The 12,927-nt window shown below is 64.7% G+C and carries 15 protein-coding genes; 2 read left to right on the top strand and 13 right to left on the bottom strand.

Going from position 1 to position 12,927, the window contains the following annotated elements; all coding sequences use genetic code 11:
• Nucleotides 1-3: 3 nt before the first annotated feature.
• The 11 genes from FJU11_RS13985 to FJU11_RS13935 all read right to left on the bottom strand — a co-directional run bounded on the left by FJU11_RS13985 (nucleotide 4) and on the right by FJU11_RS13935 (nucleotide 9,765).
• Entirely contained in the window at nucleotides 4-1,308 is a 1,305-nt protein-coding gene (locus FJU11_RS13985; protein ID WP_141167684.1) for a TRAP transporter large permease, read from the bottom strand.
• Nucleotides 1,305-1,808: a TRAP transporter small permease gene (locus FJU11_RS13980; RefSeq protein WP_141167683.1), complete on the bottom strand. Its 504-nt coding sequence runs from the start codon at nucleotides 1,806-1,808 to the stop codon at nucleotides 1,305-1,307. The genes FJU11_RS13985 and FJU11_RS13980 overlap by 4 nt, the downstream gene beginning before the upstream one ends.
• Before the next feature lie 7 nt (nucleotides 1,809-1,815).
• Nucleotides 1,816-2,799: a TRAP transporter substrate-binding protein gene (locus tag FJU11_RS13975; RefSeq protein ID WP_141167682.1), complete on the bottom strand. Its 984-nt coding sequence runs from the start codon at nucleotides 2,797-2,799 to the stop codon at nucleotides 1,816-1,818.
• Nucleotides 2,800-2,924: 125 nt separating this feature from the next.
• Entirely contained in the window at nucleotides 2,925-4,172 is a 1,248-nt protein-coding gene (locus FJU11_RS13970) for a LysR family transcriptional regulator (protein WP_235891035.1), read from the bottom strand.
• 84 nt (nucleotides 4,173-4,256) lie between these two features.
• On the bottom strand, nucleotides 4,257-5,147 hold the full coding sequence (locus tag FJU11_RS13965) for an NAD(P)-dependent oxidoreductase (RefSeq protein WP_141167681.1): 891 nt from the start codon (nucleotides 5,145-5,147) through the stop codon (nucleotides 4,257-4,259).
• Nucleotides 5,148-5,225: 78 nt separating this feature from the next.
• Entirely contained in the window at nucleotides 5,226-6,281 is a 1,056-nt protein-coding gene (locus tag FJU11_RS13960; RefSeq protein WP_141167680.1) for a 4-oxalomesaconate tautomerase, read from the bottom strand.
• Nucleotides 6,274-6,948, bottom strand: a complete 675-nt coding sequence (locus FJU11_RS13955; protein ID WP_141167679.1) for a 4-carboxy-4-hydroxy-2-oxoadipate aldolase/oxaloacetate decarboxylase — start codon at nucleotides 6,946-6,948, stop codon at nucleotides 6,274-6,276. The genes FJU11_RS13960 and FJU11_RS13955 overlap by 8 nt, the downstream gene beginning before the upstream one ends.
• 1 nt (nucleotide 6,949) lies before the next feature.
• Nucleotides 6,950-7,681, bottom strand: coding sequence for a PIG-L deacetylase family protein (locus tag FJU11_RS13950; RefSeq protein ID WP_141167678.1), 732 nt, complete (start codon nucleotides 7,679-7,681; stop codon nucleotides 6,950-6,952).
• Complete coding sequence (locus FJU11_RS13945; protein WP_268935218.1) at nucleotides 7,678-8,667, bottom strand: catechol 2,3-dioxygenase; 990 nt, start codon at nucleotides 8,665-8,667, stop codon at nucleotides 7,678-7,680. The genes FJU11_RS13950 and FJU11_RS13945 overlap by 4 nt, the downstream gene beginning before the upstream one ends.
• A 359-nt stretch (nucleotides 8,668-9,026) precedes the next feature.
• On the bottom strand, nucleotides 9,027-9,188 hold the full coding sequence (locus tag FJU11_RS13940; RefSeq protein WP_141167677.1) for a Thivi_2564 family membrane protein: 162 nt from the start codon (nucleotides 9,186-9,188) through the stop codon (nucleotides 9,027-9,029).
• Nucleotides 9,189-9,249: 61 nt separating this feature from the next.
• Complete coding sequence (locus FJU11_RS13935; protein ID WP_141167676.1) at nucleotides 9,250-9,765, bottom strand: hypothetical protein; 516 nt, start codon at nucleotides 9,763-9,765, stop codon at nucleotides 9,250-9,252.
• A gap of 111 nt (nucleotides 9,766-9,876) precedes the next feature.
• Here FJU11_RS13935 and trhA point away from each other — a divergent pair, with 111 nt between their 5' ends.
• Nucleotides 9,877-10,551, top strand: a complete 675-nt coding sequence (trhA, locus tag FJU11_RS13930) for a PAQR family membrane homeostasis protein TrhA (RefSeq protein ID WP_141167675.1) — start codon at nucleotides 9,877-9,879, stop codon at nucleotides 10,549-10,551.
• Nucleotides 10,552-10,734: 183 nt separating this feature from the next.
• Here trhA and FJU11_RS13925 read toward each other — a convergent pair whose 3' ends face one another.
• Nucleotides 10,735-11,277, bottom strand: a complete 543-nt coding sequence (locus tag FJU11_RS13925) for an SH3 domain-containing protein (protein ID WP_141167674.1) — start codon at nucleotides 11,275-11,277, stop codon at nucleotides 10,735-10,737.
• A gap of 228 nt (nucleotides 11,278-11,505) precedes the next feature.
• Between FJU11_RS13925 and FJU11_RS13920 the strand changes: the two genes are divergently transcribed.
• Entirely contained in the window at nucleotides 11,506-12,399 is an 894-nt protein-coding gene (locus tag FJU11_RS13920) for an NAD-dependent epimerase/dehydratase family protein (RefSeq protein WP_141167673.1), read from the top strand.
• A 42-nt stretch (nucleotides 12,400-12,441) separates the two neighbouring features.
• On the opposite strand, the gene FJU11_RS13915 is transcribed toward FJU11_RS13920, so the two are convergent.
• Nucleotides 12,442-12,924: a hypothetical protein gene (locus FJU11_RS13915; protein ID WP_141167672.1), complete on the bottom strand. Its 483-nt coding sequence runs from the start codon at nucleotides 12,922-12,924 to the stop codon at nucleotides 12,442-12,444.
• Between the last annotated feature and the right edge of the window lie 3 nt (nucleotides 12,925-12,927).

The following is a 12,927-nucleotide window of genomic DNA, read 5'->3' as shown; positions in this document are numbered from 1 at the left end:
CCTCTACCCGAACATCGAGTTCGGTATCAGGAGGGCGACCGACGGGAACGCGACGATGATGACGAGTCCGACGATCATCGCGAAGAGGAAGGGGGCGACGCCCCTGAAGATCGTCGTCAGCGGCACGTCTTCGGCGACACCGCGCACGACGAAGACGTTGAGGCCGACCGGTGGCGTGATCATTCCCATCTCGATGACGATCACCGCCACCACGCCGAACCAGATCGGATCGAAACCGAGCTGCATGATGATCGGGAAGACGATCGGAATGGTGATGACGAGCATCGACAGCCCGTCCATGAACATGCCGAGCACGACGTAGCCGAGGATGATCATGAGAAGCGTGCCGTAGGCACCGAGGCCGAGTGCCGTCAGGCCGGCGCCGAGCGCATCGGGAATGCGCGTGACGGCGAAGAACGGATTGAGCACGTTCGCGCCGATGACGATCGTATAGAGCATGGCGGAGGTGCGAAGCGTATCGAGGACGGCGTCGCGAAAGCTCGCGAGCGACAGGCTGCGCGTCGCGACCGCCAGGAGAATGACGAGCGCGGCGCCGACGCCGGACGCTTCCACCGGCGTGAAGGCACCAATATAGATGCCGCCGATCGACACGACGATGACGCCGATGAGCGGCAGCGCATCGCCGAGCAGACGGAAGCGTTCGCGATAGGCGAGCGCCTCGCCGCGCGGGCCGGTCTGCGGAAAGAGGGTGGCGACGATCCACACCGTCAGCATGAAAAGCGCCATCAACAGAAGTCCCGGCAGGATCCCGGCCATGAAGAGGCGCCCGACCGACTGCTCCGTCAGGATCGCGTAGAGCACGAAGCCGGTCGACGGCGGAATGAGAAAGCCGAGCGTGCCGCCGGCGGCGACCGATCCCGTCGCAAGGCTATCGGCATAGCCGAGCCTGCGCATCTCGGGCAGCGCCACTTTGCCGAGCGTCACGGCAGTGGCGACGGAGGAACCGGAGACCGCCGAAAACGCCGCGCAGCCGATGACGGATGCCGAGGCGAGCCCGCCGCGAAACCGGCCGACCCAGGCATAGGCCGCATCGTAGAGCCCGCGGCTGAAACCGGCCGCCGTCGACACGTTGCCGAGCAGGATGAACATCGGCACGACAACGAGCGTATAGCCCGAGACGGCCGAATAGCTTTCGGTGAGGAGAAGGCCGCCGGCCGAGCGGAAGCCTTCGAGCGCCCATGTGCCGAAGAAGCCGACGAGCAGCATGGCGAACGCCACCGGGGTTCGCAGGATCATCAGTGCGAAGAGGCACGCGATGCCGACGAGGCCGACCTGGACCGGGCTCATGCCGCCTCCCCCGCGGCAACCGCGATGACGATCTGCATGGCGAAGACCACGACGCAGAGCGCAGCCCCCGCCGCGAGCACGGCGTAGAAAGGCCAGATCGGCATGGAAAGCATGTTCGTCGCATCGCCCCAGCGCCACGCGTCGATCGCCTTCAGTACCGCGCGCCAGACGAGCACGCCGAGGACGAAGCCCGAAAGCAGGCGTGACAGCACGTCGCCGGCAAGGCGTCCCCACCGCCCGAGCATGGGATCGAAGACATCGACGCCTACATGCGCGCGCTCGGCAGTGCAATAGGGAAGAGCCGCCATGACCACCACGACGGCGGCAAGCTCGACGATCTCGTTCGCGCCGAGGATCGGGATCGCGAAGACGTACCGCAGAAGCACGCCGAATGCGATCATCGCGACGAGGAACAGGAGGCCGAGTGCGGCAAGCCACGCGAGGGCGAGCGTGGCCCGGTCGAGACGCTTCGACCAGGCCATCGAGGAAGAGGATCGCATGAGAGTTCTATTTCGATCCGAGCGCGTCCACGATCTTTTCGGCCTGATCGCCCTGTTGCTGGACCACCTGTTTCGTGACCTTTTCGGAGATCTTGTCGAAGGCTGCCGCCTGATCGTCCGACAGGCGGATGAGCGTCTTGCCGTCCATGTCGGCGAAGGCTTCGATGCCCTTCTTCGCTTCGGTCACCTGCACCTCGTGGCCGAGCTCGGAGGCCTTCCGGCCGGCGCTCTCGATCGCCGACTTTTCATCGTCGGTGAGGTTCTCGAAGGCGTCGCGATTCATGATGATGTAGAAGGGCGAGATCGTCGTCTCCATGCCGACGGTCAGGTACTTCGCGACTTCGCCGAGCTTGAAGGCGCGCGTCGCCGTTCCGTCGATCATCGCGCCGTCGATCACGCCGGTCTGCATGGCGTTGTAGATTTCCGAGACCGGCATCGACACCGGCGTTCCGCCCCAGGCTTCGACGAGCTTGCCGGTGTTGCGCGAAGGAACGCGGATCTTCATGCCCTTGATGTCGTCGGGCGACTTCACGGCCTCGTCACGCGTGTAGAGGATGTTTTCGGCGCTCGACCACAGGCTGACGAGCTTGACGCGGCGGAACTCCGACTGGAACAGGTCGATATGGTTCCAGATCGTCTTCGTGCCGGTATCCTCGTCGATGACGCCGGGAAGCTCGGTCACGAGCGTCAGCGGAAACTTCGACGACGTGTAGCCCGGCAGGCTGACGGCGAGTTCGGCGACGTCGTCGACGACGCGCGAATACTGCTCGGCCGGACCGCTGCCCAGTTCGCCGCCATTGTAGAGCGTAACCTTGAGCTTGCCATCGGTCTTCTGCTCGACGGACTTGGCGAACGGCTCGAACGTGCCGCCCACGTAAGGATGGGTCGCGGCCATATAGTTGGCGAACTTCAGGTCCTCGGCGAGCGCAGACGTCGCCCACATGGCCAATCCGACCGTCGCGAACGCCGCGATCCTCTTCCCGATACGCATGATATCCTCCTTTATCCCGAACGGCTTCGGTCCATCACTCCCGTTCGACAGACGGGCTCGACCCTATGTGCCGAACCAGCTGCGCGAAACGAAATTCGAAGCGAAGCGCACCGTATTAGAACAGGCTATAGCGGCTCGAGGCGGGACGCTTCCTCGCGCACGATGTCGATGAGGCGGCGCTGTGCTCCGGTCGGTTGCCATTCGCTGCGCATCGTCAGGCCGATGGCGCGGGCCGGCCAGCGAACGGTGGCATCGATCCTCGCGAGAAGCCCGTTTGCGATTTCGGCCTGCGCCTGCTGGCCGGAAACGCAGCCGAGATGGTCGCTCTGCCGCAGCATCTCGCGCATCAGCAAAATCGAGCCGGCTTCCATGACGTGTGGAGACGTCGAGGGGCCGCTCTGCGCGAAGAGCGCATCGAACTGTGCTCGCGACGGCGTGCCGGGGCGCGGCACGATCCACGGATAATCGACGAGATCTTCGATGCCGACGGCCCGAAGGCGGGCAAGCGGATGGTCGAGCCGGGCGACGATGACGAGACGATCGTCGAAAAGGGCTTCCTGGACGACGTCGTTGATCGGCGGAGGATCGCGCAACGCCCCGATCATGAAATCGATCTCCCCACGCCGCAGGCCGGAAAGGAAGACGTCGTAGAGACCGTCGTGCACGGTGACGCGCATCGACGGCCGTTCGGCGCGAAACCGCACGAGGGCACGCGGCAGCAGGACGGAGCGGGCAAGCGGCAGCGACCCGATGACGACGGTGCCCTCGTCACGGCCTTCGAGCTCGGCGAGTTCGGCGCTCGCCTGCTGCAATTCGTAGAAGGCGAGATGGGCCGCCCGCGCGAGAGCAAGGCACGCTCGCCCCGCCACGACACCGAAGGAGGTTCGCTCGAAGAGCGGCCGGGTCGCCTCGTGTTCGAGCTGAGCGACGGCGCGGTGAACGGTTGGCTGCGCCAGCCCGAGGCGTTTGGCGGCAAGCGTGAAGTTCTCGCTCTCGCAGACCGCGATCAGCGCCTCGAGTTGCGAGATGGTAGCGGTCGCAATAAGCCGCGGCGAGATGTCGGCAAGGGCCGGATCGAGCATCGCGAAGACGCGTTCGACGCGCCGCACCAGGGCTTCGCCGCGTTCGGTCGAATAAAAGCCGTGGCTCGTGCGGGTGAAGAGAACGCCTTCGGCCTGCGTTTCGAGTTTGCCGATCGCCTGGGTGACGGCCGGCTGCGAAACGTGGCAACGCGACGAAGCGACCGTCAGGGAATGGCTGCGTGCCACTTCCAGGAAAAGTCGCAGGTGCCGCAGATTCCGGGCGAGAGGCGCACGCGCTGCCTGTCGCGTGCTGCGCGACACCGTCACGTCGTTTCCCGTCGCCTCGATCAAGCCGTCTTTCCTCGTCTTTGCGCCTGCCTCGCCCGGTAGAGCGAACACATGGTATCAGACGAGGAGTTGGTAGCGCGTTACCATTCAGGACGAACGCGAAAGTCCGTCGAAACGGGCTTCGAGAATACGGTCGAGCAGTTCATGCACGTCGTCGACATCGGCTTCGATGCCGAGATCGCCCAGTTCGGCCTGCCAGGCTGCACAAGCCGAACTCATGCGCGACGGCATGCCGAGATCGTCGAGCGTCTCAACGACCGCCTCCATTTCCGCCGCACGGCGCACGCCATGGTTCAGCATCCGCTCGGTATTGTAGGCGACGCGAGCCGGCCAGTCCGTGCGCGGATCGGAGGCGGCAAGCGAGGCGAAGACCGCATCCTCGACCCCGGCGCGGCGGGCGGCGAGCGCACATTCGGCCGTCAGCGCCTCCATGCCCTTGACCATGATGGAACGCAGCATCTTGATCGTCGAGGCCTGCCCGATCCGTTCACCGGCGATCGACGGCTTCATGCCGAGGCTTTCGAGTGCGTTCTTCGCGGCTTCGGCATGCGGGCCGGAAACGAGCAGCGGCGTCTCGTGGCGCTTCGGATGGACCGGCGCCATGATCGCGACGTCGACATACTGACCACCGGCCTCCGAAACGATGCGCGAGGCACGCTCCTTTGTCTGCGGCGCGCACGAGTTGCAATCCAGGAAGAGCGATGCTTCGGGAAGGAAAGCCGCGGTCTCCTCTGCCGCTTCGAACGCGCGATCGGCCGTTACCAGGCTGAAAACGCACGCGGCCTCGGCAGTGGCCCGTTGTGGGTCCTCCGCACACGCGACGTCGAGCTTGTTCGCCGCATCGCGCAGGCGCTCCGCCTCCCCTTCGTTCCGGATCTTGATGTCGAAGGTCGAGACGGCGACGTCCACGGTTTCGCGCCATCCGGCGACGAAGGCCCGGGCCGCTTCTCCGAAACCGATCGTGGCGATGCGTTTCATGGCGTGCGTTCCGTCGAAATTGCCGATATCGTTCTGTTTCGCATGTCGATCGGCGCCCCGGAAGCCGCTATGGGCTTTTCACCCGAAGACCGTACCGTCGAAAAGCTTGCGCGCCGTGCGCAGGATGCCGGCACGCGAGACTGCGCCACCGTCGTCGAGCGTCGCGACGACGGTCATCTCGCCCGTCGGATGCTCCACTGCAAGCCGGCGCTCGGTCCCCGAACCGATTTCGGCGAGTTCGCTGGCCGGCCCGGCGTCGAGCAGGCAGGCAGTCGCGACGCTGACAGCGCCGAGCACGCCGATCGCCTCGTGGCAGCGATGCGGGATGAAGGTGCGCGTGGCGATCGCGCCGCCGTTTCGAGCGCGCGAGACCATCGTCATCTTGGGGACCGACTTGTCCGAAACGTCGCCGAGATTCATCATCGGCCCGGCCGCGAGCCGGATCGCTTCGAGCTTTTCGCGCAGCGCTTCGTCTGCTTCGAGCTCGGAGGGGCTCTCGCTACCATCGACACCAAGATCGCTCGCCTTCACGACGACGCAGGGCATGCCGTTGTCGATCAGCGTCGCTTCGATGCCATCGATCGTATCCACCGCATTGCCGGTCGGAAGCAGCGCGCCGCAGCTCGATCCGGCCGTGTCTTCGAAGACGATCGACACGGGGGCCGCCGTTCCCGGAACGCCGTCGATCTGCGCCTCGCCCTCGTAGGAGACGAAGCCACCCGGCGTCTCGACGGTCGCGACCGCCGTCTGGCCGGTGTTCTCCATGAAGATGCGGACATCGGTGCGGCCGTCCTCGGCAGCCACCAACCCGCGCTCCAGCGCGAACGGCCCGACGCCGGCGAGGATGTTGCCGCAGTTCTGCCGGTCGGTGACCACCGCACGGTCCACGAAGACCTGGAGAAAGAGATAGTCGACGTCGGCATCCGGCCGCTCGGAACGCTTTACGACCGCGACCTTGGAGGTCAGTGGATTGGCCCCGCCCATGCCGTCGATCTGGCGCGGATCGGGCGAGCCCATGACCCTGAGCAGGAAGGCATCGCGCTCGTGCGGATCGGACGGCAAATCGTCGGCAAGAAAATAGCCGCCTTTCGAGGTGCCGCCGCGCATCCACATGCAGCGCACGCCGTCAGACATATTTGAGGCCCTTCTCGGCCAGTTTCTCGCGCATGCCGTAGATGTCGAGGCCGAGCTCGCCTGCCTTCAGCCGCTCGCGCTTTTCCACCTCGTTCGCCTCGCGCTTGCGTGCGGCCTCGAGAGCCGAAGCCACCTCGTCGCGCGGCACGACGCACACGCCGTCATCGTCGGCCACCACCACGTCGCCGGGCTCGATATGGGCGCCGGCGCACACGATCGGCACGTTGACCGAGCCGAGCGTCGCCTTGACCGTGCCCTGCGCGAAGACCGCCTTCGACCAGACCGGAAAGCCCATCTCCGTCAGGTCGCGCGTATCGCGCACGCCGCCTTCGATGATCAGCCCTCGCACGCCGCGCGACATCAGCGAATGGGCGAGCAGGTCGCCGAAATAGCCGTCCTCGCAGGGGCTCGTCGGCGCGACGACGAGGACGTCGCCATCGCGGCACTGTTCCACCGCGACGTGGATCATCCAGTTGTCGCCGGGAGGAACGGAGACTGTGACGGCAGGTCCGGCAATGCGCGCTCCGGCATAGATCGGCCGCATGAACGAGCGCATGAGACCCTTGCGCCCTTGCGCCTCGTGTACGGTAGCGACACCGCATTCTCCGAGCCCGGCGATCGTCCCCGCGTCGGGCCGCTCAATGTTCTGTACAACTACGTTCGCCATGTCAGAGCTCGTCCACGGTCTTCGGGAAGATCGACTGGAAGGCCTCGGCGTATTTCGCCTCGCGCCCACCGGATTGTCCGCCGGAATTGCGGCGGAACTGGTTGCCGCGGTTTTCGGCGACGTTCGTGTAGTAGTGCCAGAGGTGCTGCTGGCCTTCCATGCACTCGATCGCCGCGCGCTTCTTGTCCCAGACCTCGGTGATGTCGAGAAGCGTGTCGGGCTTCCAGCCGCACTGCTCGCTCTGGTGCGGTTCGAAGAGGTAGAGCTGCGGCGCGCCGAGCACTTTCTCGCCCGGCTTGTGCCCCCAGGCCTGCGCGATCATCCGGCATTCGAGCGCGATCTTCGCGGCGTAAGGGTGGTCGGTGTTGTACGGGTCGTCCATCGAGTGCGAGAGCATGAAGGCGGGCTGCACCTCGCGGATGACGTCGACGAGCTTGTCCTTCGCCGCCCGGTCCAGTTCGAGCGGATAGTCGCCGAGGTCGAAGAAGCGGATGTCGTGCGCTTCGAGCGCGCCGGCGGCGTTCTCCGCCTCCTTGCGCCTCGCGTCCTTCACCTTGTCGAGGGTCATCCCCTCCTGCTTCCACAGCTTGGCGCTCTCGCCGCGCTCGCCGTAGGAAAGGCATACGACCGTGACGTCGACCCCGCGCGCCTGATGCAGCGCGATCGCGCCGCCGCAGCGCCAGACGAAATCCGCCGCATGGGCGCTGATCACCAGCGCCGTCTTCTTGCTCATCGCTCGTCTCCGGAATGATGGCCGCCCGCGTTCTCGATCGGCGGCGTGCCGTGCGTATGAAAGCTCTCGATCGTCTTCAGGCCCCAGGCCTGGCCCTTCTTGCGCTCGGCTTCCGTCCACGTGATCGTCGGCCAGTCGGGGCGCAGGATCAGCCGCGCGCCGGCATTGGCGATCTCGACGCGGTTGCCGGCCGGCTCGTAGACATAGAGGAAGAAGGTCTGCTGGATGGCGTGCTTGTGCGGCCCCGTCTCGATGTGGATGCCGTTTTCCAGAAAGATGTCGGCGGCGCGCAGCACGTCCTCGCGCTGGTCGGTCACGTAGGTCACGTGGTGGAAGCGCCCGGGCGTGCCGGTATGCTCCTCCGCATAGGCGATGTCGTAGCCCTTGTTGTTGACGGTGAACCAGCAGCCGCCGAGCCGGCCGTTGTCGAGAAGGATCTCCTCGGTGACGCGGCTGCCGAGTGCCTCGACCATGAACGCCTTGATGGCGCGCACGTCGACGGCGAGCAGGTTCACGTGGTCGAGCCGGCGCGGACAGGCGCCGCGTCCGTGATAGCGCTGCGCGATGTTCTTGATCGCCGGCGCCTCGCCCGAAGGCGGCTCGAAGACGACCGTCTCCCAGTAGAGCTCGAAGACGTGGCCGTCGGGGTCGCGAAACCGGTACGCAGGACCGTGGCCCATGTCGCCTTCCGTCCAGCCGATGCCGCACCCCATCGCCTCGATGGCGGCGACACGGCGGTCGAGCGCTGCCTTCGAGGATGTGCGGTAGGCGACGTGGCCGACGCCGGTCGTTTTCGAACGTGTCAGCTTGAGCGAATGGAACTCGTAGTCGTCGAAGGCGCGCAGATAGACCGAGTCCGCATCCCGCCCGCTCTCCGTCAGCCCGTAGACGTCGACGAAGAAGTCGAGGCTCTCCTCGAAGCGGTTGGTGAACATCTCGACATGACCGAGATGCGCCACATCGAAGCACGGTTCATCCTCACCCACGCAAATCCTCCAAATGACTGCTCAATATCGACGCCGAAGGATTTTATAGGAAACGTTCCGATGTCCGATCCAATTAAACCTTCAGAGGTCGGCATAAGTTGGAGCTATGAAGTCACCATGAATGCTGGGGAAGGCGCAGGAGTAAGCGCGGAAGCGCTTCCTGTGGCGGGAGAAGCGTCCCGCATGCGGCAAACCGCGGTCTGGCCGACGACGGGACTGAAGCTCGTCGTCGGCACGCGAGCGTTCAGTCTAGACGGGCAACGTGCTTCACGATGAGGACGGCCGGCGCAGGCTTTCCCGACCAGACCGCAGATCAATCATCGCAATTGCAGAATGCGCGTCGGCGCTCGGATCGCTTATCAGAAGACCGCCAGGTATTTCAGCAGCGAGAGAATACCGATGATGATGACGACGATTCGGGCGATCTGCTTGGCCTGACCCTGAATCGGCAGGCGCTCGATCAGGTATAGAACGAGAATGACGACCAGGAAGGTGATCAGGATGCCAATCAGCACGCTCATGGTTTAGCCTCGAACCTGATTATCGATCGGAAGCCGGAACACGTCGTGGTTGCCGACCTCATCAGGAACGCGATGGCACCGGGCCGGTTCCCCCTCGCACGTTCCCTTCTTTCGCGATCGTGCCTCGCCGTTCGATCTCCGCATCGACGAGGTGATTGGCGATGCTCATGCGCAGGTTGGCATTCTCGCGCAGTGCCTCGGGCTGGCCGTCGGGGTGGTTCTCGCGGGCAAATCGCCGCCGTGCCGCATGAAGCGCTTCGAGGCCGGCGCAACTTGCAAGGGCGAGTTCGCAGGCGATCTCGGTCGGATCGACGCTCTTCGGTTGACTGTCTTCGGCGCCTTCTCCCCGATCGGCAGGCGGCGTACCTCCATCGGCGTAGAGGCCGGCAAACGTATGGGCAGCGCCCTCTCCCGCTTCCCGCTCGCGGGCCGTCGAGGCGATGAAGAAGGACCGCGTGCTGACCGGCGCGCTCGTCCGACGATCCGCACCGTTGCCATCGGCGTCGGGCGCTCGGTCGGTCCGGGCACTCAGGATTCGCTCGAAGCGGTCGTCGCGATGCACCATGGCGACGATCATACTCCCCCTTTCCTTGCCGACATCTTGCCACGGGATGCCGGAGGCGTCCGTTGACAATGGTGCAGCGCAGCATGATCATGATGTGATTTCGCGGATCGGATGTCGTCCACCATGTCCAAACCGGCCCTTCGCTCATACGATCGACGCCCATACGATCGGCACGAAGTGTACGCGGACGGTGCCGTTCACGTCGCGGGCATCGCCCTCGCCCTTTGCGGATCCGTCGCGCTCGTCATCGCGTCGAGCCGCCTTCCTCCGCCCCACGCACTTGTGGGCACCATCGTCTACGCGCTCAGCCTGCTCGGTACGCTCAGCCTTTCCGCCCTCTACAACCTTTGGCCTGAAACGCCGGTCCGCCGCTGGCTGCGTCGGTTCGACCATGCGGGCATCTTCCTGCTGATCGCCGGAACCTACACGCCGTTCGTGCTGCATATGGGTTTGGGTGCGAAAGGCTTTCTCGTGGGAATGTGGTGCGTTGCAGCACTTGGCATGGTCATGAAGATCGCGCTCACCGGCCGGTTCGATCGGTTGGCGATCTTCTTCTATCTCGCCCTCGGCTGGAGCGGCGCCGCCCTCTTCGGCCTGATGATCGAAACCCTTCGGCCGGCAACGCTGATCCTCGTCCTCGCCGGCGGCCTTGCCTATTCGGCCGGCCTCATCTTTCATCTATGGCGCGGCCTGCGCTTCCAGAACGCCATCTGGCACACCTTCGTGCTGTCGGGTGCCGCCTGCCACTATGCAGCGGTCTGGCTGACGGTCGGCACGCTCGCACCGACCGCCTTGTAAATTCCGATACCCTGGAGCCCATGGGACCCGAGCGAAGCGGACCCCGCGGCGATCGGGCCGCAGGATCCGCTTCGAAACCGTCTTCGGGCGCGGGCCGGAAAACACGCTTGCCCGTCGCATACACTCTAAAGTTTCGCGGATCGTTCGCGACGCCGGACTGCATCGGTCCGGCTGGAAGACGCCCTAATGGTCGCGGCGCCACCGGCGGTGGTCGTCGCGATCATGGTTGCGATCGTCGCCTCGGCTTGCGTGACGGTCGTGATCGTCGTGGTCCCTGCGTGCATGCCTGCCGTGGTCGTCGCGGTCCCGATTGGAATGGTGGCCACGATCGCGACGGTGGTCGCCGCGGTAGTCGTGGTGATGCGAATCGTGGTTGTGATTGGTGAGCACCGAACCGATGACGGCCCCTGCGATCAGTGGAATACCGATCGCGGCACCCGAACGCGCATAACGCTGGCCGCGATGGTGCGCCTGTCGTGAAGCGAGGTAGTTGGAAGACGCCCAGCCGTCATGGCCGTTCCAGCGCACGCGGCACCAGTTGTAGCCGCGGGTGCATCCCACGACGTTGACGATCGCACCGTTCGGCATTGCCGTTTCCACACGGTATCCCGTACCGGGGCCGCTGCGAAGGTTGAGCGACGTCGTCACCATGGCCGGTGCGGCGGAGGCCGCTCCGATACCGAGAAGGCTCGTGGCGAGCGCCGTTGCGAAAACCGTCTTCATCATGTCGTTTCTCCTCTTCGGGTCCGTTTCGAACCAGTTCGTGCCTCGACGGCCGCCGGTGGTTTGAAGCCGTTGCCTGCCGGCGACGGATGAAGACCTAGCCGAGCGCGCCTGAATGCGACCTTGGCGAAGCGTTCAGATTGGGTTCACGGCCCGAAGACAGGGCGAGACCGGCTTGCCATAGGGGCTGGTGCCGTTATTTCTCGACGCAACCAGGGAAGGAGACCACGCATGACGGCAGGAAAGAACATTCTCTTCACCGGCGGTTCCGGCAAGGCGGGAAAGCACGTCGTACCCTATCTTGTCGACCAGGGGTACAACGTTCTCAATGTCGATCTCACCCCGCTCGACCATCCAGGCGTCGACAATTTGAGGGCCGACGTCACCGACAGCGGCCAGATGTTCAATGCGCTGAGCCAGCACCGCAACCTTGACCAGCTCGAAACGGGCGACGGGCCGGAAGGCTTCGATGCCGTCGTCCATTTCGCGGCGATCCCGCGCATTCTCATCGAGCCGGACAACGAGACCTTCCGCGTCAACACGATGGGCACCTATGCCGTCATTGAGGCGGCAATGAAGCTCGGCGTGCGCAAGATCATCTTCGCGTCGAGCGAGACGACATACGGCGTGTGCTTCGCCGAGGGTCGGAAAGATTTCCATCAGTTCCCGCTGGAGGAAGATTACGACGTGGATCCGATGGACAGCTACGGCCTCTCCAAGGTGCTGAACGAGAAGACGGCGCGAGCCTTCCAGATGCGTTCGGGCATCGACATCTACGGCCTTCGCATCGGCAACGTCATGGAGCCGGACGACTACGCCAACTTTCCGGAATACCTCGAAAAGCCGGAGATGCGCATCCGCAACGCCTGGTGCTACATCGATGCGCGAGATCTCGGACAGATCGTCCATCGCTGCATCCAGACCGACGGTCTCGGCTACGAGATCTTCAATGCGGTCAACGACACGGTCGTCTCCCGCGCGCCGACCCGCGAGCTGCTCGAACGGTTCTTCCCGAACGTTCCGGTAACGCGCGAGATGGGCGAGTTCGAGGGCGTCATCTCGAACCGCAAGATCCGTGAAGTACTCGGCTTCAGCGAGGAACACGACTGGCGCAAATACGTCTGAGCGCCGTCGGGCTACCTTGTCAGGCCCCGAAGATCGGAACGGTCAGCGGGTAAAGACGATCGCGTTGTTATTGCGGTCCGTGCTCAGTGCCACGACGTTGGACACCTGAACGTCGTGGGCGCGCAGATAACGCATCAGGTCGGCATTGGCGCGAATGGCGTCCCGCAGCGTTTCAGCGGCGGCGTTTTCGTCCATCACCGCCTGCACGAGCGGTTTCGAATTGCCGGATTGCTCGACGGGAACGATCTTGATCGAAGCGAATTTCGGCGTCTCGCGTACCGCGATCGCCTGCGCCGAAAGGTTGGGGTCGATCAGTTGGCCGGGATCCGCCACGCCGGCCCCGTCGATCGAGGACTTCGAAGCGGCACTTCCGCCCTTGCCGGAAGCGGCGCCGGACGAGGTCGCGATGTGATCGCCGGTGCCATTGCCGCCGTGCGTCGTATCGGCCCGTGCCGATGCCGGCGCGACGGCAACCATGACGATCGCAAGCCATGCGAACCGCCGATGTTCGATACCGAACAGCATTCT

Origin of the sequence: Pararhizobium mangrovi (assembly GCF_006516965.1) — a bacterium.
Taxonomy (GTDB): Bacteria; Pseudomonadota; Alphaproteobacteria; order Rhizobiales; family Rhizobiaceae; genus Pararhizobium_B; species Pararhizobium_B mangrovi.
The sequence above is the reverse complement of the archived record's forward strand: the minus strand, read 5'-3'. Positions and strand labels throughout refer to the sequence as shown.

Bases quoted from the DNA above. Each gene is read 5' to 3' on its own strand.
- FJU11_RS13985 (WP_141167684.1), bottom strand. From the start codon at position 1,308: ATGAGCCCGGTCCAGGTCGGCCTCGTCGGCATCGCGTGCCTCTTCGCA.
- FJU11_RS13980 (WP_141167683.1), bottom strand. From the start codon at position 1,808: ATGCGATCCTCTTCCTCGATGGCCTGGTCGAAGCGTCTCGACCGGGCC.
- FJU11_RS13975 (WP_141167682.1), bottom strand. From the start codon at position 2,799: ATGCGTATCGGGAAGAGGATCGCGGCGTTCGCGACGGTCGGATTGGCC.
- FJU11_RS13965 (WP_141167681.1), bottom strand. From the start codon at position 5,147: ATGAAACGCATCGCCACGATCGGTTTCGGAGAAGCGGCCCGGGCCTTC.
- FJU11_RS13960 (WP_141167680.1), bottom strand. From the start codon at position 6,281: ATGTCTGACGGCGTGCGCTGCATGTGGATGCGCGGCGGCACCTCGAAA.
- FJU11_RS13955 (WP_141167679.1), bottom strand. From the start codon at position 6,948: ATGGCGAACGTAGTTGTACAGAACATTGAGCGGCCCGACGCGGGGACG.
- FJU11_RS13950 (WP_141167678.1), bottom strand. From the start codon at position 7,681: ATGAGCAAGAAGACGGCGCTGGTGATCAGCGCCCATGCGGCGGATTTC.
- FJU11_RS13940 (WP_141167677.1), bottom strand. From the start codon at position 9,188: ATGAGCGTGCTGATTGGCATCCTGATCACCTTCCTGGTCGTCATTCTC.
- FJU11_RS13935 (WP_141167676.1), bottom strand. From the start codon at position 9,765: ATGATCGTCGCCATGGTGCATCGCGACGACCGCTTCGAGCGAATCCTG.
- trhA (WP_141167675.1), top strand. From the start codon at position 9,877: ATGTCCAAACCGGCCCTTCGCTCATACGATCGACGCCCATACGATCGG.
- FJU11_RS13925 (WP_141167674.1), bottom strand. From the start codon at position 11,277: ATGATGAAGACGGTTTTCGCAACGGCGCTCGCCACGAGCCTTCTCGGT.
- FJU11_RS13920 (WP_141167673.1), top strand. From the start codon at position 11,506: ATGACGGCAGGAAAGAACATTCTCTTCACCGGCGGTTCCGGCAAGGCG.
- FJU11_RS13915 (WP_141167672.1), bottom strand. From the start codon at position 12,924: ATGCTGTTCGGTATCGAACATCGGCGGTTCGCATGGCTTGCGATCGTC.